20 protein-coding genes are annotated in these 21,927 nt (G+C 72.7%); 10 read left to right on the top strand and 10 right to left on the bottom strand.

All coding sequences use genetic code 11. The features are described 5' to 3' along the window. The first annotated feature begins 113 nt into the window (after positions 1-113). The gene (locus IAG42_RS12005) at positions 114-872 is read left to right on the top strand and encodes a hypothetical protein (RefSeq protein ID WP_223205952.1); all 759 of its coding nucleotides are present in this window, start codon (positions 114-116) and stop codon (positions 870-872) included. A gap of 10 nt (positions 873-882) precedes the next feature. Here the strand turns inward: IAG42_RS12005 and IAG42_RS12000 are convergent, their stop codons facing one another. Both IAG42_RS12000 and IAG42_RS11995 read right to left on the bottom strand, forming a co-directional pair. Further along, complete coding sequence (locus tag IAG42_RS12000) at positions 883-1,398, bottom strand: hypothetical protein (RefSeq protein WP_188337013.1); 516 nt, start codon at positions 1,396-1,398, stop codon at positions 883-885. Positions 1,399-1,412: 14 nt separating this feature from the next. Beyond that, on the bottom strand, positions 1,413-2,543 hold the full coding sequence (locus IAG42_RS11995) for a magnesium and cobalt transport protein CorA (RefSeq protein WP_188337012.1): 1,131 nt from the start codon (positions 2,541-2,543) through the stop codon (positions 1,413-1,415). Between the two features lie 492 nt (positions 2,544-3,035). Here IAG42_RS11995 and IAG42_RS11990 point away from each other — a divergent pair, with 492 nt between their 5' ends. Continuing rightward, positions 3,036-3,620 (top strand): suppressor of fused domain protein, encoded by a 585-nt coding sequence (locus tag IAG42_RS11990; RefSeq protein ID WP_188337011.1) that lies wholly within the window; start codon positions 3,036-3,038, stop codon positions 3,618-3,620. A 3-nt stretch (positions 3,621-3,623) separates the two neighbouring features. On the opposite strand, the gene IAG42_RS11985 is transcribed toward IAG42_RS11990, so the two are convergent. Further along, entirely contained in the window at positions 3,624-4,874 is a 1,251-nt protein-coding gene (locus IAG42_RS11985; protein ID WP_188337010.1) for an MFS transporter, read from the bottom strand. Positions 4,875-5,047: 173 nt separating this feature from the next. Between IAG42_RS11985 and IAG42_RS11980 the strand changes: the two genes are divergently transcribed. The 3 genes from IAG42_RS11980 to IAG42_RS11970 all read left to right on the top strand — a co-directional run bounded on the left by IAG42_RS11980 (position 5,048) and on the right by IAG42_RS11970 (position 7,418). Next, entirely contained in the window at positions 5,048-5,686 is a 639-nt protein-coding gene (locus IAG42_RS11980; protein WP_188337009.1) for a DUF6758 family protein, read from the top strand. 144 nt (positions 5,687-5,830) lie between these two features. Continuing rightward, on the top strand, positions 5,831-6,694 hold the full coding sequence (locus tag IAG42_RS11975) for a PHP domain-containing protein (protein ID WP_188337008.1): 864 nt from the start codon (positions 5,831-5,833) through the stop codon (positions 6,692-6,694). A gap of 118 nt (positions 6,695-6,812) precedes the next feature. Further along, the gene (locus IAG42_RS11970; protein ID WP_188337007.1) at positions 6,813-7,418 is read left to right on the top strand and encodes a MarC family protein; all 606 of its coding nucleotides are present in this window, start codon (positions 6,813-6,815) and stop codon (positions 7,416-7,418) included. 87 nt (positions 7,419-7,505) lie between these two features. Here the strand turns inward: IAG42_RS11970 and IAG42_RS11965 are convergent, their stop codons facing one another. The 3 genes from IAG42_RS11965 to IAG42_RS11955 all read right to left on the bottom strand — a co-directional run bounded on the left by IAG42_RS11965 (position 7,506) and on the right by IAG42_RS11955 (position 11,626). Further along, entirely contained in the window at positions 7,506-7,658 is a 153-nt protein-coding gene (locus IAG42_RS11965) for a hypothetical protein (RefSeq protein WP_188337006.1), read from the bottom strand. 231 nt (positions 7,659-7,889) lie between these two features. Continuing rightward, positions 7,890-8,753, bottom strand: coding sequence for an alpha/beta fold hydrolase (locus tag IAG42_RS11960; RefSeq protein WP_188337005.1), 864 nt, complete (start codon positions 8,751-8,753; stop codon positions 7,890-7,892). 146 nt (positions 8,754-8,899) lie between these two features. Then, positions 8,900-11,626 (bottom strand): DEAD/DEAH box helicase, encoded by a 2,727-nt coding sequence (locus IAG42_RS11955; protein ID WP_394811213.1) that lies wholly within the window; start codon positions 11,624-11,626, stop codon positions 8,900-8,902. 176 nt (positions 11,627-11,802) lie between these two features. Between IAG42_RS11955 and IAG42_RS11950 the strand changes: the two genes are divergently transcribed. After that, positions 11,803-12,549, top strand: a complete 747-nt coding sequence (locus tag IAG42_RS11950; protein ID WP_188337003.1) for a ferritin-like fold-containing protein — start codon at positions 11,803-11,805, stop codon at positions 12,547-12,549. A 26-nt stretch (positions 12,550-12,575) separates the two neighbouring features. Here the strand turns inward: IAG42_RS11950 and IAG42_RS11945 are convergent, their stop codons facing one another. The 4 genes from IAG42_RS11945 to IAG42_RS11930 all read right to left on the bottom strand — a co-directional run bounded on the left by IAG42_RS11945 (position 12,576) and on the right by IAG42_RS11930 (position 14,633). Beyond that, positions 12,576-12,851, bottom strand: coding sequence for a hypothetical protein (locus IAG42_RS11945; protein WP_188337002.1), 276 nt, complete (start codon positions 12,849-12,851; stop codon positions 12,576-12,578). A gap of 228 nt (positions 12,852-13,079) precedes the next feature. Further along, on the bottom strand, positions 13,080-13,307 hold the full coding sequence (locus tag IAG42_RS11940; protein WP_188337001.1) for a DUF3107 domain-containing protein: 228 nt from the start codon (positions 13,305-13,307) through the stop codon (positions 13,080-13,082). A 188-nt stretch (positions 13,308-13,495) separates the two neighbouring features. Next, positions 13,496-14,137: a TetR/AcrR family transcriptional regulator gene (locus IAG42_RS11935; RefSeq protein WP_188337000.1), complete on the bottom strand. Its 642-nt coding sequence runs from the start codon at positions 14,135-14,137 to the stop codon at positions 13,496-13,498. Between the two features lie 274 nt (positions 14,138-14,411). Beyond that, positions 14,412-14,633 carry a hypothetical protein gene (locus tag IAG42_RS11930; RefSeq protein WP_188336999.1) on the bottom strand — a complete coding sequence of 74 codons (222 nt, stop codon included), beginning with the start codon at positions 14,631-14,633 and terminating at the stop codon, positions 14,412-14,414. Between the two features lie 136 nt (positions 14,634-14,769). Between IAG42_RS11930 and IAG42_RS11925 the strand changes: the two genes are divergently transcribed. The 4 genes from IAG42_RS11925 (at position 14,770) to IAG42_RS37965 (ending at position 21,675) form a co-directional block, all read left to right on the top strand. Then, entirely contained in the window at positions 14,770-15,849 is a 1,080-nt protein-coding gene (locus IAG42_RS11925) for an alpha/beta hydrolase (protein ID WP_188336998.1), read from the top strand. Between the two features lie 452 nt (positions 15,850-16,301). Then, the gene (locus IAG42_RS11920; protein ID WP_394811212.1) at positions 16,302-17,426 is read left to right on the top strand and encodes a DUF3152 domain-containing protein; all 1,125 of its coding nucleotides are present in this window, start codon (positions 16,302-16,304) and stop codon (positions 17,424-17,426) included. Between the two features lie 200 nt (positions 17,427-17,626). Next, a complete protein-coding gene (locus tag IAG42_RS11915; RefSeq protein WP_223206385.1) occupies positions 17,627-19,804 on the top strand; it encodes a DUF3492 domain-containing protein in 2,178 nt (725 codons plus the stop codon). Continuing rightward, positions 19,801-21,675 (top strand): hypothetical protein, encoded by a 1,875-nt coding sequence (locus tag IAG42_RS37965; protein ID WP_223205950.1) that lies wholly within the window; start codon positions 19,801-19,803, stop codon positions 21,673-21,675. Before IAG42_RS11915 ends, IAG42_RS37965 begins: the two co-directional genes overlap by 4 nt. The last annotated feature ends 252 nt before the right edge of the window (positions 21,676-21,927 follow it).

The following is a 21,927-nucleotide window of genomic DNA, read 5'->3' as shown; positions in this document are numbered from 1 at the left end:
GCCTTTGCGCCGCCCGGGGCCAGGGCCTGGGGGAGTGGGCGCGCAGGGCACGGGTACGCTGCCGTCCTGCCCACCGCCGCACCCCCCTTGCCCCACGAGAGGTGGTCCCGCCCGTGACCGCACACCCCCTGGCCCGTCGACCCCGGTTCCTGCTGGCCGGTCTGCTGAGCGCGGGGCTGGTGGCCGGACTCACCGCGTGCGGCGGCGGAGGCGAGCAGGACCCGGACGCGGGGACCAACGGGGTCGGCAAGCTGTCCGCCAAGAAGATCCAGAGCCGTACGGTGAAGGCCGCGCAGGCCGCGGACACCGTGCACGTCTCCGGCTCCGTGGTCGTCGGCGGACGGACGTACAGGCTCGACATGCGGCTCAAGGACGACGGCGGCACCGGGTCGGTGACCACGAAGGACGGCACGTTCCAGCTGCTGCGGGTCGGCGAGCACCTCTTCCTCAAGGCGAGCGCCGCCTTCTGGACGCACTCCGACGAGGGCAAGAACGCGCACGAAGGCGGTACGGCGGCGGAGAAGCTCGACGGCAAGTACGTGAAGGTGCCCTCGGGCGACCCCGCGTACAAGCAGCTGAGCACCTTCACCGACAAGGAGGTGCTGCTCGACGGGCTGCTCACCCTGCACGGCACCCTCGCCAAGGGCGACCGGGGCGCCGCCGACGGGGTCCGCACCATAGAGCTGAGCGGAGACAAGGGCGCGGGCGGCACCCTCGACGTCTCCCTGGAGGGCACGGCGTACCCGCTGCGCCTGGAGCGGGCCGGCGGCGCGGGCTCGCTGAAGCTGACCGAGTGGGGCAAGGGCTTCGAGCTCAGGGAGCCGGACGACGCCGACACCGTGGACTACGGCCAGGCACTGCCGGCCTCCTGACCGGGGGCCGTCAGCGCCGCTTGCGCCGGGCCAGCAGCTTCGGCAGGCCCGCCGGCGCCGGGTTCCGGGTAGTCGCCGGGGTCGGTACGGGGCGTGCGGCGAGTGAGCCGTCGGGGACCGGGACGTGCGCGCCGCCGGCCGGCTCCAGGCGCAGCACCCGGCACTCGCGGGCCCAGCGCTCGGTCATCGTCTCGGCGTCCGGCGCGTTCAGCCGCTTGCCCTTCAGCTCACCGACCGCCGCCTCCCAGGCCTCCGAGCCCGGCGTCAGCGCGACGACCGACGCCCGCCAGCCGACGAGCCGGCCGCCCTTGTCCTTGCTGCGGACCGTGACGGTGGCCGCGGAGCCGTCGTCGAGGCCGGGCAGCGGCTGCTCGCCGGGGCCGTCACCGACCACCAGCGCCGCCCCCTCGTGCCACACGTGCCACAGGGCGCGCTCCGTCCCCGAGGCACCCCGGACCCAGATGAGCCCGGACTTCTTCGTGGCCTCCTCGACAAGGGCGGCATCGAGCAGTTCAGCAGTCGTCATGCGCAGAAGCCTAGCTACAGCCAGCCGTTGCGCTTCAGGGTGCGGTGGATGCCGAAGCACATGCCGCCGATGAGGGCCAGCACCATCGGATAGCCGAACCGCCAGTGCAGCTCCGGCATGTGGTCGAAGTTCATCCCGTAGACCCCGCACACCATCGTCGGCACGGCGATGATGGCCGCCCACGAGGTGATCTTGCGCATGTCCTCGTTCTGCGCGACGGAGGCCTGCGCGAGGTTGGCCTGGAGGATCGAGTTGAGCAGTTCGTCGAAGCCGATGACCTGTTCCTGGACGCGCTCCAGGTGGTCGGCGACGTCACGGAAGTACTTCTGGATGTCGGGGTCGATGAGCCGCATCGGCCGCTCGCTGAGCAGCGCGAGCGGGCGGCGCAGCGGGGCGACGGCCCGCTTGAACTCCAGCACCTCACGCTTGAGCTGGTAGATGCGGCCCGCGTCGGTGCCGCGCGGCGAGCCCTTGCCGGTCTGCGAGAAGACGTCGGTCTCGACCTCGTCGATGTCGTCCTGCATCGCGTCGGCGACCGCGAGATAGCCGTCGACGACATGGTCGGCGATGGCGTGCAGCACGGCGCTCGGGCCCTTGGACAGCAGCTCCGGGTCGTCCTGGAGGCGGTGGCGCAGGGCGCGCAGCGAGCCCTGGCCGCCGTGCCGGACGGTGATGAAGAAGTCCCGTCCGGTGAAGCACATGACCTCGCCGGTCTCCACGATCTCGCTGGTCGCGGTGAGTTCGGCGTGCTCGACGTAGTGGATGGTCTTGAAGACGGCGAACAGGGTGTCGTCGTAGCGCTCCAGCTTGGGCCGCTGGTGGGCGTGGACGGCGTCCTCGACGGCGAGCGGGTGCAGCCCGAACTCGGCGGCGATCCCGGCGAACTCGGCCTCGGTCGGCTCGTGCAGGCCGATCCAGGCGAAGCCGCCGTCACGGCGCACCCGGCGGCGGGCCTCGCTCGGGGTGAGGCACTCGGTGGACTCGACGCGCGCGCCGTCCCGGTAGACGGCGCAGTCGACCACGGCCGTGACGGCCGACGGGTCACGCGTCGGGTCGTACGAGGAGCGCGCCTCGTTCCCGTACGGGGCCACGCTCTTGCGCAGCGAGGGGCGGACGGCGGCACGCAGGTCGCGAATCATCGACATGGGCAGGCTCCTTCGCGAGCGGGAGCCGCGGCGGCTACGGGTGGAACCACCCGGAATGAGGACGTCCTGGCCGAAGGACATGCTGCACGTCCACAAAGCGGGTAGCACCGCACCATGAGCGGGGCGGCTTCGCTTACTGACTCAGATCGGTGCGATCGGAAAGATCAGGTGGGAACGAAGCGCTCTTCCGGCGCACGCGACAGGACGCGGAGGCAGCCCGGACGGCTGCCGCACTGCGGACTGCGAAAGGAGATGCGGGCCTAGCGGCCGGAAGAACGGGTGGTACTGCACGATCGACTTCGATCCATGACAGCCCCACCTCCTCCGGCCGGTCCCCCGTGGGGGACGGTGACGGGCCGGCGCTCCGAGGGTCCCGAGGACGCTCGGCGGGTACGCGACCGCGCACCATGCCGACCAGCGGCCAAGACTATCAGCCGACTGAAGAAGCAAGTCCCTTCTTTACCCGTTGCATGCGAGTTCTATGCTCGCGGGATGGGAGAAGTTCTTGCACTGGTGGAAGCCCGGCTGCTGACCGCCTTCGGTGAGCCCGACGCGCGCGCGGCGGTCACGTTCCTCGGCACGGACCGCATCGAGGTACTGCGGTTCTCCGACGGGGACGTGGTGCGGTACGCGACGCTCGGCATGTCCGCGTCCCCGATGTCCGACCCGACCGCGGCGCTCGCCGACCCGGTGAAGGGCCCGCGCGCCGAGTTGGTCCTCACGGTCCGCGCCGGCCTCGCCGAGACCGACAAGGTGCTCCGCCCGCTGGCCGTGCTCGCCGCGTCCCCGCAGGTCGAGGGCGTCGTCGTGGCGCCGGGCGCCTCCCTGGACGTGGGCGAGCCGCTGTGGCCGGGGGCGCCGTTCACCTCCGTCCTGGTGGCGGAGCCGGGCGGCCTGGTGGAGGACCTGGACCTGGACGAACCGATGGACCCCGTACGGTTCCTGCCGCTGCTGCCCATGACGCAGAACGAGGCGGCGTGGAAGCGGGTGCACGGGGCGGGCGCGCTCCAGGAGAAGTGGCTGAACAGCGGTACGGACCTGCGCGATCCGCTGCGCAGGTCCGTACCGCTTGACTGAGCGTCAGTTCGCGAAGACGGAGACGCTGTCCTCGCTCGCGTGCCGGGGCTCCAGCTCCTCGGCCTCGTGGGTGAGGGCGTTCTTGCGGACCCAGACCACGAGGGCGCCGAGGACGGCCGTGATCGCGGCGACGACGAACGGGATGTGGATGTCGGTCCACTCCTCGATCTTCGGCGCGAAGTACGGGGCGGCCGCGGCGGCGAACCAGCGGACGAAGTTGTAGCCGGCGGAGGCGACCGGGCGCGGGGCGTCGGAGACCCCGAGGGCCAGCTCGGTGTAGACGGTGTTGTTCACGCCGATGAAGGCGCCGGACAGGATCGTGCAGACGACGGCCGTGGTGTGGTTGCCGTAGCCCAGGACGAGCACGTCGGCGGCGAGCAGGACGAGCGAGCCGCCGAGCACCTTGAGCGAGCCGAACCGGGCCTGCATGCGCGGCGCGACGACCACCGAGAACAGCGCGAGCAGCACGCCCCAGGCGAAGAACACGGCACCCGACTTGTACGGGGTCATGTTCAGCACGAACGGGGTGAAGGCCAGCACGGTGAAGAACGTGTAGTTGTAGAAGAACGAGGAGAGCGCCGCCGAGGCGAGGCCGCCGTGGCCCAGCGCCTTGATGGGGTCCAGCAGCGAGGTCTTCTTCGCGGGCCGGGGCTGTTCCTTCAGGAACGCGGTGATGCAGAGGAAGCCGACCGCCATCAGCGCGGCGGTGCCGAAGAACGGGTAGCGCCAGCTCGCGTTGCCGAGCACGGCGCCGAGCAGCGGGCCGCAGGCCATGCCGAGGCCGAGAGCGGACTCGTAGAGCAGGATCGCGGCGGCGCTGCCGCCGGCCGCGGCGCCGACGATGACGGCGAGCGCGGTGGAGACGAACAGGGCGTTGCCGAGGCCCCAGCCGGCCCGGAAGCCGACCAGCTGGCCGACGGAGTCCGAGGTGCCGGCGAGCCCGGCGAAGACCACGACCAGGGCGAGCCCGGCGAGCAGCGTCTTCTTGCCGCCTATCCGGCTGGAGACGAATCCGGTCACCAGCATCGCGATCGCGGTGATCAGGAAGTACGAGGTGAAGAGCAGGGAGACCTGGCTCGGGGTGGCCTGCAGGCCCTGCGCGATCGACGGCAGGATCGGGTCGACGAGTCCGATGCCCATGAAGGCGACGACGGAGGCGCCCGCGGTCGCCCAGACGGCCTTCGGCTGACGCAGGAGGCTGGTCGCGCCCGCGTCGAACGGGTCCCCTTCGGTTCCTGGCTCGCTGTGGCTCATGCAGGCCGCTCCTTAGAACGCTCTGAATCGTTGGCGTATGCACACAATAAGTTAGATCAGCTAATTAATGCAAGCTACATCTACATGGTGAGGTCCTCGGTCGGATGATCCTGACGGTCCGGACGGGTGATCGTCCTTGACGCGGCGCGGCCCGGGGAGGACCGTTGAGCCTTATGAGGGGCGAACCCAGTTGCCCGAAGTGTGGTGGCCGGGTCAGGGCTCCCGGCCTTTTTGCCGACTCCTGGCAGTGCGACGTGCACGGCGCCGTGCACCCGTTACAACCGGTCATCCCGCCCAGCGTCGAGGCGCTCAGCGTCGTCGTGAAGCGCGCCCGTGTCCCCGTGTGGATGCCATGGCCGCTGCCGGTCGGCTGGCTCTTCACCGGTGTGGCCAACGCGGGCGACGACCGCTCCGGAGGCCGCGCCACCGCCGTCGCCTGCTCGGGCCCCGGGCCGCTCGGCGGCATGGGGGAGCTGGTGCTCGTCGCCGAGGAGCTCGGCGTCGGACTCGGCGCGCGCTACGCGGGCATCGACGGCCCCGACCCCGGACCCTTCCTGGACGTGACGGGACCACCGCAGGCCAAGGTCCTCGCGGCCGGCCGCCCCACCCCGCTGTGGCACGTCACCGGCACCCCGGGCGACCGCGCCGTCTTCGCGGGCGAGGCGCGCGGCCTGTGGCTGTGGGCGATCGTCTGGCCCGAGCACTCCGGAATGCTCCTGTACGACGAGCTGGTCCTCGCCGATCTGCGCGATGCCGGGCCGGAGGTCGACATGATGCCGTGCGGAGCGCTGTCGCCCCGTCTTCTGGGGTGAGCCCGGCCGCGGCGTGGGGTCGGCCGGGTCGGGGGTACCGGCGGTAAGGAGTCAGGGCCGGTTCGGTGGTGACAAGGGGGTCCGGAATCCCCGTTATCCTTGAGCGGTCCCGATCCCTCCGTCCGAAGCCTGGAGTCCGCAGCCGTGCGCATCGACCTGCACACCCACTCCACCGCTTCCGACGGCACGGACACCCCCGCCGAGCTGGTGCGCAACGCCGCGGCGGCGGGTCTGGACGTCGTGGCCCTCACCGATCACGACACCACGCGCGGCCACGCCGAGGCCATCGCGGCACTGCCCGAGGGCCTGACCCTCGTCACCGGCGCCGAGCTCTCCTGCCGCCTCGACGGCGTGAGCATGCACATGCTGGCGTACCTCTTCGACCCCGACGAGCCGGACCTGCTGCGCGAGCGCGAGCTGGTCCGCGACGACCGGGTGCCGCGTGCCCGCGGCATGGTCGCCAAGCTGAACGAGCTGGGCGTCGGTGTCACCTGGGAGCAGGTGGCCCGGATCGCGGGCGACGGCTCGGTCGGCCGCCCGCACGTCGCCACCGCGCTCGTCGAGCTCGGTGTCGTGCCCACGGTCTCCGACGCCTTCACGAAGGACTGGCTCGCCGACGGCGGCCGCGCCTACGTCGACAAGCACGAGACCGACCCCTTCGAGGCGATCCGTCTCGTCAAGGCCGCCGGCGGCGTCACCGTCTTCGCGCACCCGGCCGCCGCGGAGCGCGGCCGCACCGTGCCCGAGTCGGCCATCGCCGAGCTCGCCGCGGCGGGCCTCGACGGCATCGAGGTCGACCACATGGACCACGACGAGCCCACCCGCGACCGGCTCCGCGGCCTCGCCGCCGACGTCGGCCTGCTCACCACCGGCTCCTCGGACTACCACGGCAGCCGCAAGACCTGTGTGCCCGGCGAATTCACCACGGACCCCGAGGTCTACGGGGAGATCGTGCGCCGCGCCACGGGGGCCTTCCCCGTCCCGGGCGCCGGCGGACGCCGCGCCTGATCAGCGCCGCACCGGCACCGACCGACGCCCTTCGGGCGCGCGGTCCGCGCCCGGCCGTCCCTGATCGCCCCGCACTCCCACCTCTTTCCGCTCATCTCTCGCAAGGCCTGGCCCCACCGTGTTCGACGTCGCTGTCTTCGGATCCCTTTTTCTCACGCTTTTTGTGATTATGGATCCCCCCGGAATCACCCCGATCTTCCTCGCCCTCACCGCGGGCCGCCCCGCCAAGGTCCAGAAGCGCATGGCCTTCCAGGCCGTCTGCGTCGCCTTCGGCGTCATCGCCGTCTTCGGCGTCCTCGGCCACCAGATCCTCGACTACCTGCACGTCTCCGTGCCCGCCCTGATGATCGCGGGCGGTCTGCTGCTCCTGCTCATCGCGCTCGACCTGCTCACCGGCAAGACGGACGAGCCGAAGCAGACGAAGGACGTGAACGTCGCGCTCGTCCCGCTCGGCATGCCGCTGCTGGCCGGCCCCGGCGCGATCGTCTCGGTCATCCTCGCCGTGCAGAAGGCCGACTCGGTCGCCACGCAGGTCTCCGTCTGGACGGCGATCGTCGCGATCCACGTCGTGCTGTGGCTCGTCATGCGGTACTCGCTCGTGATCATCCGCGTCATCAAGGACGGCGGCGTCGTCCTCGTGACCCGGCTCGCCGGCATGATGCTCTCCGCCATCGCCGTGCAGCAGATCATCAACGGCGTGACCCAGGTGATCCAGGGCTCCTGACCCGGCCCGCCGCCCGGCCCGGGCACACGCGAAGCCCCCGTACGCATCGTGCGTACGGGGGCTTCGAAGTGTGTGAGCCGCTCGCCGTTATGAGGCGGTGGACTCGGCCGGGCGGATGTAGAGGCGCTGCCCTATGGCGGCGGCCTGCTGAACGATCCGATTGACGGAGGCGGCGTCCACGACGGTGGTGTCGACGGCCGCGCCGTCGACGTCGTCCAGTCGCATGATCTCGAAGCGCACAGGCTTCTCCCTTCGTCTGGTGATCCTCCTGGAGGAGAACTGAGGTGGAAGGCGTGGCGACAGTGCCCCGCGTTCCGTAGTGGTCAACGGGTTGCCCCGTGCAAACATTCCCTACGCTAAGGAAATTTTTCGAAGAACTAATTACTCGCGAGTAGCGCGGTCGTGCGAGCACCTACAGTGACGGCGCGTCAGGAGGCGGGCAGGCCGTCGGGCCATGTGGCGGGCGGCGCGTCAGGCGGCCGGGTGCCTGTCCCAGAACGCGGCGAGCGCCGCCGCCGTCTCCCGCGGGCGGTCCGTGTTGGGGGAGTGGCCGGCGCCGGCGACGACCGTCCGCTCCGCCTTCAGCCGGGCCGCCATGTCGTCGAGCAGCGGCACCGGCCACGCGTCGTCCTCCTCGCCGGAGATCACATGGACCGGCGGCGCGACCGGGGCGAGCTCCTCGACCCCGTCCGGCTCGGTGCACAACTGCCGCCCCGCTGCGAGGAGTTGAGCCGGGCTGTTGTTCATCCAGCGCCGCCGCAGATCCTCCTCGTCGCCCCGCGGCTCGACGGGACCCTCGGCCGCCTCCAGCGCCTGGATGGCCTCCCACACCTGCCCCATGTCGTACACCGCCAGCGCGTCCCGGAGCATCGCCACCCGCTGCTGCTGGGACGCCGACACCGCCGCGGGGCCCGACGCCATCAGGGTCAGCGACGCGAAGGGCGCCGGGTCGGCGACCACCGCCGCCCGCGCGACGAGCCCGCCGAAGGAGTGCCCGAGCAGATGGACGGGGGCCGGCCCGAGCGCGGCGGCCTGAGCGAGCACGTCCCGGACCAGCTCAGCGCGCGCGTACGGTGCCTCGTCGTCCCGGGGGCCCGCGCTCTCGTGCTGCCCGCGCCCGTCGACGGCCACCGTGCGGTACCCGGCCTCCGCCAGCGGCAGCAGCAGCGAGATGAAGTCCTCCTTGCTGCCGGTGAAACCGGGCAGCAGCAGCGCGGTGCCGCGCACCGGGCCGGACGCCGGCCCGCCGGTCAGCGCGGCGAAGTCACCTCGCGCCGTGCGCAGGGCGTGGGCGCGCGTGCCGGGCGGCGGGGTGAACGTCTCGGGCCTGCTCATGCGGTGAGATTAACGGGACGACGCGGGAGGCCGCCCCTCGGCCGCCGGGGCCCGAACACCGTAGGTCCGAACATCCAACGCCGCAGGCCCGGACCCCGCGTGTGCGGGATCCGGGCCTGCGTACAGCTCCGGCGTCGTGCGACCGATCAGGCCTCGGGGGCCTCGGCCACGGCCTTCTTGCGCGTACGGCGCACCGGCTTGGCCTCGGCGGCCTCCTCCGGGGCGGCGGCGACGGCCTTCTTGCGCGGGGCGCGCTTCTTCGGCGCGGCCTCGGTGGCCTCGGTGGCCTCGGCGGTGTCGACGGCGGCTTCGGCGGCCTTCTTGCGCGTCGTGGTGCGCTTCTTGGGCGCGGCCTCGACGACGGCGGTCTCCTCGGGGGCGGCGGCGACGGCCTTCTTACGGGGCGCCCGCTTCTTCGGCGCGGCCTCGACGGCCTCCACGGTGTCGACCGCGGCCTCCGCCTTCTTGCGCGTCGTCGTCCGCTTCTTCGGCGCGGCCTCCACGGCCTCCACCGTGTCGACCACGGCCTCGGCGGCCTTCTTACGGGGCGCGCGCTTCTTCGGCGCGGCCTCGGTGGCCTCGGCGGTGTCGACGGCGGCTTCGGCGGCCTTCTTGCGTGTCGTGGTGCGCTTCTTGGGCGCGGCCTCGACGACGGCGGTCTCCTCGGGGGCGGCGGCGACGGCCTTCTTACGGGGCGCCCGCTTCTTCGGCGCGGCCTCGACGGCCTCGACCGTGTCCGCGACGGCCTGCGCCGACTCGGCGACGGGCTCGGCCTTCTTGCGGGTACGACGGGCCGGCTTGACCTCGACGGCCTCCGCCGTGTCGACGACCGCCTCGGCGGCCTTCTTGCGCGGGGCCCGCTTCTTCGGCGCGGCCTCGACCGGCGCGGCGGCCTCGACCACGGCCTCCGCCGTCTCGACGACGGGCTCCGCCTTCTTCCGCGTACGGCGACGCGACTGCGCGGGCACCTCGACGACCGGCGCGGCCTCGGTCAGCACCGGGGCGGCGGCCTCGACCGTCTCGACCACGGCCTCGGCGGCCGGAGCGACCGGCGCGGCACCCTGGGCGTTGCCGCGCGTGCGGCGGCGACGGCGCGGGGTGCGCGGCTCGGAGGCGGCCTCCTCGACCGGCGTCACCGGAGCGGCCGCAGCGGCGGCGGCACCCGCGGCGAGCGGCTCACCGGCACGCGTGCGGCGCCGACGGCGCGGCGTACGGGCCGGACGCTCCTCCCGGCGCTCCTCGCGGTTCTCGCGGTCGCGGTTGTCACGGTCCTGGCGACCACCACGGCCACCGCGGTCCCCGCGGCCACCACGACCGGAGTCGGCACCGCGGCCACGGGTCTCGCCCAGGTCCTCGATCTCCTCCGCGTCCAGACCGGCACGCGTGCGCTCCGAGCGCGGCAGGACACCCTTGGTGCCCGCCGGGATGCTCAGCTCCTCGTAGAGGTGCGGCGAGGACGAGTACGTCTCGACCGGGTCGTTGAAGTCCAGCTCGAGCGCCTTGTTGATGAGCTGCCAGCGCGGGATGTCGTCCCAGTCGACCAGCGTCACCGCGGTGCCCTTCGCCCCCGCGCGGCCGGTGCGGCCCACACGGTGGAGGAACGTCTTCTCGTCCTCCGGCGACTGGTAGTTGATGACGTGCGTGACGCCCTCGACGTCGATGCCGCGCGCGGCGACGTCGGTGCACACGAGCACGTCGACCTTGCCGTTGCGGAACGCGCGCAGCGCCTGCTCGCGCGCGCCCTGGCCGAGGTCGCCGTGGACCGCGCCCGACGCGAAGCCGCGCCGCTTGAGCTGGTCGGCGATGTCGGCGGCCGTACGCTTGGTGCGGCAGAAGATCATCGCGAGCCCGCGGCCGTCGGCCTGCAGGATGCGCGCGACCATCTCGGGCTTGTCCATGTTGTGCGCGCGGTACACGTGCTGCGCGATGTTGCGCACCGTGGCGCCCTCGTCGTCGGGCGACGTGGCGCGGATGTGCGTCGGCTGCGACATGTAGCGGCGGGCGAGGCCGATGACGGCGCCCGGCATGGTCGCCGAGAACAGCATCGTCTGACGCTTCGCCGGAAGCATGTTGATGATCTTCTCGACGTCGGGCAGGAAGCCCAGGTCGAGCATCTCGTCGGCCTCGTCGAGGACGAGCGCCTTCACGTGCGAGAGGTCGAGCTTCTTCTGGCCGGCCAGGTCCAGGAGACGGCCCGGGGTGCCGACGATCACGTCGACGCCCTTCTTGAGGGCCTCGACCTGGGGCTCGTAGGCGCGACCGCCATATATGGCGAGGACGCGCACGTTGCGCACCTTGCCGGCGGTCAGCAGGTCGTTGGTCACCTGGGTGCACAGCTCGCGCGTCGGGACGACGACGAGGGCCTGCGGGGCGTCGGTCAGCTGCTCGGGCCTGGCCCGGCCGGCCTCGACGTCCGCGGGGACGGTGACGCGCTCCAGGAGGGGGAGACCGAAACCGAGGGTCTTGCCCGTGCCGGTCTTGGCCTGGCCGATGACGTCCGTGCCGGAGAGGGCGACGGGGAGGGTCATCTCCTGGATGGGGAAGGGGGTGATGATGCCGACGGCCTCGAGGGCCTCCGCGGTCTCGGGAAGAATGCCGAGCTGACGGAATGTCGAAGTCTGCGTAGTCAGGGTGTTGCCTCTTCTGTGAGGTGCGGACCGAGGCGAACGCGGGGGTCGTGACCGTGCCAGTGCCGTGCCTTTGGTACGCCGGTCCGCATCCGCTGCTGCGGAGGAACCGGATGGCGCGGGACCACTGCCGACGCTCGAGCGCTCGTGCCGCTGAGGGCCCCTCCTCGATCGGTACGCCATGTGACGCAGACCCGGAGGGCTGTCGGGTCGGAGCCGATCGGGCCACCGACCGGGCATCCTCATTCATGAGGCCCGTCGGAGATACGTGCAGGCACATGACACAGGCTTGCACTCGGCGGGCTCTTTACCACCATACCCCGGAAACGCGCATGTGCGATGGCCGATTTGGTCACGTAGCCGTCGTCACACTCCATGACCAGGGACTTACCGGACCCCGCGAGCGGGCTATTGTGCGCTGCATGGAGACGTCTGACAACGCCACGCCGTCCACCGAAGCGACCCCCGCGCCGACCGGAATCGCGGCCCAGGACTGGGCCACCGCCTCCGCGGACCCGAACTACCGTGCCGCGGTCGTCGACCTGCTGGGCGCGCTCGCGTACGGCGAGCTCGCGGCGTTCGAGCGGCTCGCCGAGGACGCCAAGCTGGCGCCCACGCTCGCCGACAAGGCGGAGCTGGCGAAGATGGCGTCCGCCGAGTTCCACCACTTCGAGCAGCTGCGCGACCGGCTCGCCGCGATCGGCGCCGAGCCGACCGAGGCCATGGACCCCTTCGTCGCCGCGCTCGACGGCTTCCACAAGCAGACCGCGCCGTCGGACTGGCTGGAGGGCCTGGTCAAGGCGTACGTAGGCGACTCGATCGCCTCGGACTTCTACCGCGAGGTCGCGGCCCGGCTCGACTCCGACACCCGCTCCCTCGTGCTCGCCGTGCTCGACGACACCGGGCACGCGTCGTTCGCCGTGGAGAAGGTGCGGGCGGCCATCGAGGCGGACCCGCGCGTGGGCGGGCGGCTCGCGCTGTGGGCGCGCCGGCTGATGGGCGAGGCCCTGTCGCAGTCGCAGCGGGTCGTCGCGGACCGCGACGCGCTCTCCACGATGCTGGTCGGGGGCGTGGCCGACGGCTTCGACCTGGCCGAGGTCGGCAAGATGTTCTCCCGGATCACCGAGGCGCACACCAAGCGGATGGCCGCGCTGGGCCTCGCCGCCTGACGCTCCTGCCGCGGTGGGCCCGGGCGCTACTGGGCGTTCGGGCTCAGCCGCCGCGCCCCGCCCCGCGCGGGGCGCAGCAGCAGGGACAGCAGGGCCGCCGCCAGCACGAGCGCGCCGCCGAGCGTGGCGAGCGCGTGCCCTGGGCCGAGCGCGCTGTGCGTCACGAACGCCCCGAACAGCGCACCGGCGACGCCCGTGGGCACCACCAGACGCGGAGCCGGCAGCCGGCGCGGGAGCCGGCGCCCGGCGGCGAGGGCGAGAGCCAGGCCGAGCAGTGCGGAGCCGAGAGCCTCGAGCAGCATGATGGTGGGTCCCTCCCGCGCGTCCGGCCGGTGCAAAACGGTCCTAGCGGGTCTACCCCTGGGCCCCGGAACGCAACCCTCCCTCTGTGGCCGTCCTGTGCGTGCGCCGTGGTCGTACGCGGGACGCGTCCGGAGCCGGGCGGCCGCGTGCACGAGCACGGGAAAGGGCCCGGTGACGGTGTGCGTCACCGGGCCCTCTCCCGGAAATCCGTATCTGCCGCGAAGCCGCTACAGGGGGCCGAAGCCCACCTTGCGGACCGCCGGCTCGCCGATCTCGACGTACGCGAGACGCTCGGCGGGGACGAGGACCTTGCGGCCCTTGTCGTCCGTCAGGGAGAGCAGCTGCGACTTGCCGGACAGAGCCTCGGACACGGCGCCCTCGACCTCCTCGGCGGACTGATCGCTCTCCAGAACGATCTCGCGGGGCGTGTGCAGCACGCCGATCTTGACCTCCACGGCCTTGTCCCTCCGACGATCCGTGATGTGCGCGGACGACCGCGCCGTACCCAGCAAAGATTAGCCCGGTGAGACGAGGCTCCCGGTGCCCTTGCCGCACGCCAAGAGCGAACAGCCCGGCGGGAACAAAACGGCGCGGCGCCCCATTACAGGGGCGCCCGGCACCGTCGATGCTCTCGTCGCCGCCCTCAGTGCTGGTCGATGCCGTGCAGCGGGAAGCCGGCGATGCCGCGCCACGCCAGGGACGTGAGCAGCTCGACCGCCTTGTCGCGGGGCACCGGGCTCTCGCTGGACAGCCAGTAGCGCGCCACGACCTGGGAGACGCCGCCGAGGCCCGTGGCCAGCAGCATCGACTCGTCCTTGGACAGACCCGTGTCCTCGGCGATCACGTCGGAGATCGCCTCGGCGCACTGCATGCTGACGCGGTCGACGCGCTCGCGCACCGCCGGCTCGTTCGTCAGGTCCGACTCGAAGACGAGCCGGAACGCGCCGCCCTCGTCCTCCACGTACGCGAAGTAGGCGTCCATCGTCGCCGCGACGCGCTGCTTGTTGTCCGACGTCGACGCCAGTGCGGTGCGCACCGACTGCAGCAGCGACTCGCAGTGCTGGTCGAGGAGCGCCAGATAGAGGTCGAGCTTGCCGGGGAAGTGCTGGTAGAGCACCGGCTTGCTGACTCCGGCACGCTCCGCGATGTCGTCCATCGCGGCCGCGTGGTAGCCCTGTGCGACGAATACTTCCTGGGCCGCGCCCAGGAGCTGATTGCGTCGGGCACGGCGCGGCAGGCGGGTGCCTTTCGGGCGCGCCGCCTCCGTCTGCTCGGTGGCTGTCACGCCGCCTCCCAAAATCGTCCGTTGCGGTGTGCGCCGCGTCGTCATCGTACTTTTGGGTAACTGCGATGTGCGCGGTGCAGGCGCAGAATTTCACGGACCGGACGGCAGTGAAAGCGGCGCGTAGCGGTCTTGTCACGGGAAAGCGGTATATACCGTCGCCCGACATGTCGCCTGACGCGTCGCCCGCCATCCGGCCGTCCGCTGATGCGCGTCCGGCCGCCGACGTGCCGCATCACCGGCCGTCCCTTGACTGTGACGGTCGTACGGGGCGAGCTCAGCGGTAGTCGTCCTCGTCGAGCGCCACCACTCGGGCCTGCTCGGCGCGGTCCGCCTCGTTCGCGGTGTCGGGGTCGGCGTCGCCGGCCGGCGGGTCGTCCCGGTCCTGCGAGAGGTCCGCGTGCTGCTCGGCAGCGTCGGCCTCCGGGGCCTCCACATCGATCTCCGTGTTGTCGCCGCGCTCCGTGAAGGTCTCGGGATCGCTGGGGTCGACCGTCATGAATGGCTCCCTTCCTCACTGTTCCACGTGGGCGGGTGCCCTGAATCGAGCGTAGGAGACAGAGGAACGGCGCGCTATGCGGGCTGTGACGGCGAACACACGATCCAGTGCGTGATCGTCTCGTAACATATCCCGCATGTCTTCGACCGAGTCGCCGCGTGTGCCGTCCGCCGTGGACACGGTGTCCGTCCCGGGAGGCGTCCGGGTCGCGGACGGGGAGTCGATGGGGTCGGTGGGTCTGCCCGGCCTGACCCTCGCGGTCCGGTCGCGCCCCGCCGCGCGGGAGGGACTTCCGCCCGCCCTCTATGTACACGGCCTCGGTGGCTCCTCGCAGAACTGGTCGGCGCTGATGCCGCTGCTCGCCGACGTGGTGGACGGCGAGGCCGTCGACCTCCCGGGCTTCGGCGACTCGCCCCCGCCGGACGACGGCGACTACTCGGTCACCGGACACGCCCGCGCCGTCATCCGGTACCTCGACGCGCAGGGCCGCGGGCCCGTCCACCTCTTCGGGAACTCGCTGGGCGGCGCCGTCACCACGCGCGTGGCGGCCGTCCGCCCCGACCTCGTCCGCACGCTGACGCTCGTGTCGCCCGCGCTGCCTGAGATCCGCGTCCAGCGCACCGCCGTGCCGACCGGCCTGCTCGCCGTGCCCGGCGTCGCCTCCCTCTTCACCCGTCTGACGAAGGACTGGACGGCGGAGCAGCGGGTCCGCGGCGTGATGGCGCTCTGCTACGGAGACCCGAACCGGGTCTCGCCCGAGGGGTTCCGCGCCGCCGTCGAGGAGATGGAGCGGCGCCTCAAGCTCCCCTACTTCTGGGACGCGATGGCCCGCTCCGCGCGCGGGGTGGTGAACGCGTACACGCTCGGCGGTCAGCACGGACTGTGGCGCCAGGCCGAGCGCGTCCTCGCGCCGACCCTGCTCGTCTACGGCGGCCGAGACCTGCTGGTGTCGTACCGGATGGCGGCGCGCGCCGCCAGAACGTTCCGCGACGCGCGGCTGCTGACCCTGCCGGACGCGGGGCACGTCGCGATGATGGAATATCCGGAGACGGTCGCCACCGCGTTCCGGGAACTCCTGTCGGACACGGAGACGTTGAACGGGGCGGCGGGTGATGTGAGAGCGTCACGTGGTGCGCCGAGACATGAAGACCAGTCAGCGTGTGACCAGACGCCGACGCATGACGAGAAATTGCACAGTACGAATCCGGGGAGCTGAGGCGGCCTGTGGGACGGCATAGCCGCCGAGGACCGGCAGAGAGCGGCGAGCGGGCCGGTGAACCGGCCGAGCCCATGGCGCGGGCCGCCGCGCCCAGGCTGGGCCCCGGTTCCGGCCGCAGGCGCCGCGCGGCCGCCGAGCTGCCGCAGGCCGCGCCCTCCCCGCAGTCGCAGGCTCACCAGCCCTCGTCCTACCCCTCGTCCTATCCGTCGGCCTATCCCTCGACCTTCCAGCCGACCTCCGCGTCGCCCTACGAGTCGGCTTTCGAGTCGTCGCAGGGTACGCACCGGCCGGCCCGTCCTGCCGCGCCGTACGTCCGGGGCGGTCACCCCGAGCAGCATGAGCCGGGCGGCGGTTGGGGCGGCCCGCCCGCTCCGCCCGCTCCGCCCTCTCCGGCCGCGCCGACGGCCCGGGGCAGTGGCCGCGCCGCCGTCCCGCCCGTGGTCCCTCCGGTGGCTCCGCCCGGCGGCCCTCAGGGTCCCGGCACCGGACCGCTGCCGAGCCCGCGCCAGGAGTACGTCGACGCGTTCGACGGCGTCGGCGCGCCCGCGGGCCATGCCGCGGCGCCGTCCGGCCGCACGCTCCTCGGCACGCCCGAGGCGCCGGACCCGTACCGGTCCGACCCGTACGCATCCGGTCCGCACGCCTCGGACGCGTACCCGGCCGATCCGTACGCCTCCGTCTCCGACTGGGACGACTACCCGCCGCTGCCCTCGGACGAGCTGCCGCAGGAGCCGGCCCGGGGCCGGAGCCGCAAGGGGATGACGTTCACGGGGATCGCCGCGGCGGCCGTCACGACCGTGCTCGCCATCGTTGTCGCGGGCCAGGTCGCCGACCGGGACAGCGGCTCCGGGAGCGACACGAGGGCAGGGGCCGCCGAGGGCTCCCGCACCCAGGGCGGTTCCGCCTCCCGCTCCGACGACCGGGCGACGCCCACCGCCCCGGCCCGCGTCGTCCCGCTCACGTACGAGCAGAAGATGGCGAAGAAGTACCCGCTCGCCGCGGACCTGAAGGGCTCCGGCGCGTTCGAGTCGATCCCCGACGGGGCCGCGGCGCCCGGCAAGGGGGAGAAGTTCCGCTACCGCGTCGACGTCGAGAAGGGCCTCGGCCTCGACGCCAAGCTGTTCGCCGACGCCGTGCAGAAGACCCTGAACGACAAGCGGAGCTGGGCCCACGGCGGCGAGCGCACCTTCGAGCGCGTCGGGAAGGGTGAGGAGGCGCAGTTCGTCATCACGCTCGCCAGCCCCGGGACCACCGCGGACTGGTGCGCGAAGTCGGGCCTCGACACGACGGAGGACAACGTGTCGTGCGACTCGGCCGCCACCGAGCGCGTGATGATCAACGCGTACCGCTGGGCGCAGGGCGCGAAGCCGTACGACGACGCCCTGCACGACAAGGCGATCTTCCCGTACCGCCAGATGCTCATCAATCACGAGGTCGGTCACCGGCTCGGCTTCAATCACGTGACGTGCACGCAGAACGGCGCGCCGGCTCCGGTGATGCAGCAGCAGACCAAGTTCCTGAAGGCCGATGGCATCACCTGCCGGCCCAACCCCTGGGTGTTTCCCAAGGGTTGACACTCCGTAGCTTTCTGTAGCGCTTTGATCTCTTAGCGCGACAGAACGTCACGCGCGCGGGAAAGTTACGGCCGTTCACCCCTTTTGGTGGCGCGATGGACAACCGTCCATCGCGCCACCGGCATGTCCGCATACGTTCGTCCCGCTGCGAGCCGCCGGGCCAACGGCGGCTCACCGAGAGGGAGATCGGGGGTGTGCGCGTGCGCATCGGACTGCTGACCGAGGGTGGCTATCCGTATGTGAGCGGTGAGGCCAGACTCTGGTGCGACCGGCTTGTGCGCGGGCTCGAGCAGCACGAGTTCGACATCTACGCGCTCAGTCGCAGCCAGGCCCAGGAGGATGCGGGCTGGATCGAACTCCCTCCGCAGGTCAGCCGGGTGCGGACCGCGCCGCTGTGGACCGGCGCCGATGACGGCGCCCTCGGTCCCGCCATCGGCCGGCGGGCGCGTCGCCGCTTCGCCACGCTCTACGGAGAGCTCGTGACGGCGATCGTGCGCTCCGGCGGCGCCGGTGTCTCCTCCGATCTTCTCGGGGGCTCCGGCGGTTCCAGTGGCTCCAGTCGTTCCGGTGGTTCCGGTGGCCTTGACGGTTCCGGTGGTTCTGAGGGGTCTGGCGGCTCTGATGTCGAGGCGGACCGTTTCGCCTCCGCGCTCTACGGGCTTGCCGAGCTGGCCCGGGACCACGGCGTACTGGGTCCCGCGCTGCGCTCCGAGGCCGCTGTGCGCATCCTGGAGCGCGCCTGTCGTGCGCCCGGAGCGCAGCGCGCCGTCCGCACCGCCCGCGTCCCCGACCTGCTCGCCTTCACCGGACACCTGGAGCGCGCGCTGCGGCCGCTCTCCCTCGACTGGTACGACGACGCCTCCGCCGCCGGCTCGGCCGGGGGCGGCGGGCTCGGTGCCGTCGACCTCTGCCACGCCACCTCGGGCGGCTCCGCCGCGCTGCCGGGCCTCGTCGCCAAGCGCTTCTTCGGCGTCCCGCTGCTCGTCACCGAGTACGGGGTCCAGCTCCGGGCCCGCTACATCGCCGCCGGAGACGCCGAACTCAGCGCACCCGTACGCGCGTTGCTCGCCGCCTTCCACGGCCGGCTCGCCGCCGAGGTCTACCGCGAGGCCGCGCTCATCACGCCCGGCAACACCCACGCGCGACGCTGGCAGGAGCGCTGCGGCGCCGACCGCGCCAAGCTCCGCACCGTCCACCCCGGCATGGAGGCCTCGCGCTTCGCCGAGGTGGGCGAGCGGGAGGATCCGGGCGAGCCCGACACACTCGTCTGGGTCGGCCGCATCGAACCGTCCAAGGACCTCATCTCCCTCCTGCACGCCTTCGCCGAGATCCGCAAGGAGGAGCCGAAGGCGCGGCTGCGGATCGTGGGGGCGGTGCCGGTGGGGGTGGGGGCTGGAGCTGGAGCTGGGGGTCCGGCCGGTGGTGGGTTCTTGGCCGGGGGTGTGGCCGGCGCCGGTGGTGCGGGGGGTGTGGGTGGCTTGGGTGGCCTGGGTGGCTTTGGCGGCCTGGGGGGTGCGACTGGTGCGGGTGGTTTCGGCGGCGCGGGTGGCGTAAGTGGCGTGAGTGGCTTGGGTGTTGGCGTCGGTGGTGTGCGTGGGGCTGGTGGTGGCGGGGGTGCGGGGCGGGCCGAGGTGGGGTTCGCGGGTGCGGCGGAGATGGGGGCCGAGACCTATCTCGGGCACTGCAGGGCCCTCGCCGCGCAGCTCTTCCCCGACGAGGCCGAAGGGCTGCACGCCGTCGGCGAGAACCCCGTCTCCTTCGAGGAACTCGGCAGCCCCGAGGCCCCTGACCTCGCCGACGCCTACGGCGCGGGCAGTGTCGTCGTCCTGTCCAGCGTCGTCGAGGGCTTCCCGATCAGCCTGGTCGAGGCCATGTTCTGCGGGCGCGCCACCGTTTCCACCGACGTGGGCGCCGTCGTCGAGGTCATCGGTGGCACGGGGCTCGTCGTGCCACCGCGCAATCCCCGGGCGCTCGCCGAGGCCTGCGTCGCGCTGCTCCGCGACCCCGAGCGCCGCGAACGGCTCGGCGCCGCGGCCCGTGCCCGCGCCCTGGAACTCTTCACCGTCGAACAGAACGTCGCGGCATTTCGCGGCATTTACCTGGAGATCGTGTCGCGCTGCCCCGTCCGCCGGGAGGCCCTGGACGACTCGGGCGAGCCCCTGCCCTTCGCCCACCCGCTGGAGGCCCACGTGCCCGGCCGGTGGACGGCCCCGGCCGCGCGCGCTGTCGGAGAGCCCTGGCTCGCGGAGCGTCCCGAAGCGACGGACGCGCCTGGCTGGGTCGAACCGGGCCCGGGCGCCCTGGCCGTGGGCGGAGAGCACGAGCAGTACGAACAGTTGGCCGGGGCCACCCCTGGCTGCGGGAAGGGTGAGGCATGAGCGGGCGTGAGGGCGTGGCCCCCACGGGCGGCGTCGGAACCGATGTGCCCGAGGCTCCGGTCGGGCCCGTCGCCTGGACGCCGGACGGGGAGCCGGAATCGGGCTCCGGCACTGGGGCGGATCGTTTGCCCAACCCGTCCGCCGATGCGGCGCCGGACACCGCGGAGGCGACCGCCTCCGTTCCGGACACCTCCGAAGCGGCCGCCCCTGTGCCGGACACTTCCGAGTCGAGTGCCCCCGGACCGAACGACTCCGCGTCGGGGGCCTTCGCGTCGAGGGTCTCCGAGCCGAGCGACTCCGAGCCGGGGGTCTCCGAGCGGAGCGGCCCTGAGTCGGGGGTCTCCGAGCGGAGCGACTCCGCGTCGGGGGTCTCCGAGCCGAGCACCCCCGCGGCAAGCACCTCCGCGCAGACCGCCCCCGAGCCCGACGCCTCCCCGAAAGGAGCCCGAGCCACGACGGTCGGTGCCCAGGAGGAGGCCCAGGACGCCGCGCGCATCTCCGGGGTCTCCGCGGCCCGCACCGCCGAGCGGCCCGTCGAGCGTGCGTACAACACCCCCGAGCCCGACGGCGCCGGGACTTCCGCGACTCGGACCGCCGAGCGGGCCGTGGAGCGTGCGCACACTGCCCCCGAGTCCGACGTCTCCGGGACTTCCGCGACCCGTACCGCCGAGCGGCCCGTCGAGCGTGCGCCCAAGGCCCCCGAGCCCGGGGCCTCCATGACCCGCACAGCCGAGCGGCCCGTCGAGAGATCCGCCGAGCGAACCACCTCCAACTCCCGCGCCCCGCAACGCCGTTCCGGAGCCGACCCCGTCAAAGTGCTGATGCACCGGCACCGCGACCTGTGTGAGCGTGCCGTCGACCCGCTGGAGATCGCCGCCGGCCTGGAGGCCCGCGGGGTCACCGACCGGACCGCCGCCCGCTACCGCCACAAGGACGTGTTCTCCCTGGCAGAGGAGATGTACGCCCGCGTCCCCCGCACCGGCGACCCCGTCGAACCGCACCCCACGGCCCCGCCCGGCCGCACCGGCCCGCGCGGCACCTGGGCCGTACTCGCCCTGCTGCCCGGTGTCGTGGGCGCGCTGACCCTGTTCGCGGTGGAGAACACGAGCGGCGTCTCCCGGCTCACCCTGGGCTGCGCCGGGGTCCTGGTCGTCGGCGCGGCGCTGCGGGCGGCACTGCGCCGCGGCCCGCTCCGCGCCGGGGAGGGACCGCCCGCCCCGTCGACCGGCCTGTGGGTCTGGTGGCTGCTCACCTACGCCACACTCGGCGACGGCCTCCTCTCCGAGGCCCTCGCCGGCGGCCCCGACGAAGCCTGGTCCCCGGCGACCGCGCCCCTGCTCGCCCTCGCGGTGAGCGTCGCGCCCGGAACCTGGTGCGCCTACCTGTTCATGGCCGGCGCCCGTCGGCGGCTCGCCACCAGCCGGGGGCTCGCCGAATTCGCCGCCTCCGCCCGTCCGTTGCTCCTCGGCTGTGTCCTCCTGTTCGCTGTGATCCTGGCGGCACTCCTCGCCGGTGCCGGCGCCGTGCTCGACCAGGACATCGACTACGCGGGCACGACTTCCCTCGGCGTCCTGCTCCTCCTTTCCCGACTGCTCGCCGCGCACGGCCGTACGCACGCACCCGCCGTCGTGCTCGGCGCCGCCGCGGCCATCGAGGCTCTGGCCGTCTCCATGGTCTTCGCGGCCCGGCTGCCCGGCTGCGAGTTCGCCGGCGCGCCCGTGGAGACGCTCGTCGACACGGCCGGCACCGGCGTCGTGCCGGCCATCGCCTGCACCGTCGCCGCCCTCGCGCTCCTCGCCCACGCGGGCCGCACCCTGACCCAGGCCTCCGCCCACGCCGGCCCCGACGCCACGGCGGGCGCCGCCCCATGACCACGGACCGGCCCTGCCGAGCACGCGACCTCCTCGCACCTCCCGCTCACCGCATGACCGGAACCTCCCTCCGCCCGCGGGGCCGACACCGCGGGCCCACCCGACGAACCACGGCAACACCCATAAGGAGAACGCCAGATGACCACCCCTCCTCCCGGAGGCACCGGATACGCCGGATACTCCGGACCTCACGGTCGGCGCGCACCCCACCAGCCGAGCGCCCGGCGCGCGGCGTGCGGAGCGCACGACGGA

The sequence above is a fragment of the Streptomyces xanthii genome (assembly GCF_014621695.1).
In the GTDB taxonomy this organism is placed as follows: Bacteria; Actinomycetota; Actinomycetes; order Streptomycetales; family Streptomycetaceae; genus Streptomyces; species Streptomyces xanthii.
This window is presented reverse-complemented; position numbering and strand designations above follow the sequence as displayed.

Coding starts and splice junctions, on each gene's coding strand:
- IAG42_RS12000 (WP_188337013.1), bottom strand. CDS start 1,398: ATGACGACTGCTGAACTGCTCGATGCCGCCCTTGTCGAGGAGGCCACG.
- IAG42_RS11995 (WP_188337012.1), bottom strand. CDS start 2,543: ATGTCGATGATTCGCGACCTGCGTGCCGCCGTCCGCCCCTCGCTGCGC.
- IAG42_RS11990 (WP_188337011.1), top strand. CDS start 3,036: ATGGGAGAAGTTCTTGCACTGGTGGAAGCCCGGCTGCTGACCGCCTTC.
- IAG42_RS11985 (WP_188337010.1), bottom strand. CDS start 4,874: ATGAGCCACAGCGAGCCAGGAACCGAAGGGGACCCGTTCGACGCGGGC.
- IAG42_RS11980 (WP_188337009.1), top strand. CDS start 5,048: ATGAGGGGCGAACCCAGTTGCCCGAAGTGTGGTGGCCGGGTCAGGGCT.
- IAG42_RS11960 (WP_188337005.1), bottom strand. CDS start 8,753: ATGAGCAGGCCCGAGACGTTCACCCCGCCGCCCGGCACGCGCGCCCAC.
- IAG42_RS11955 (WP_394811213.1), bottom strand. CDS start 11,626: ATGAGGATGCCCGGTCGGTGGCCCGATCGGCTCCGACCCGACAGCCCT.
- IAG42_RS11950 (WP_188337003.1), top strand. CDS start 11,803: ATGGAGACGTCTGACAACGCCACGCCGTCCACCGAAGCGACCCCCGCG.
- IAG42_RS11945 (WP_188337002.1), bottom strand. CDS start 12,851: ATGCTGCTCGAGGCTCTCGGCTCCGCACTGCTCGGCCTGGCTCTCGCC.
- IAG42_RS11930 (WP_188336999.1), bottom strand. CDS start 14,633: ATGACGGTCGACCCCAGCGATCCCGAGACCTTCACGGAGCGCGGCGAC.
- IAG42_RS11925 (WP_188336998.1), top strand. CDS start 14,770: ATGTCTTCGACCGAGTCGCCGCGTGTGCCGTCCGCCGTGGACACGGTG.
- IAG42_RS37965 (WP_223205950.1), top strand. CDS start 19,801: ATGAGCGGGCGTGAGGGCGTGGCCCCCACGGGCGGCGTCGGAACCGAT.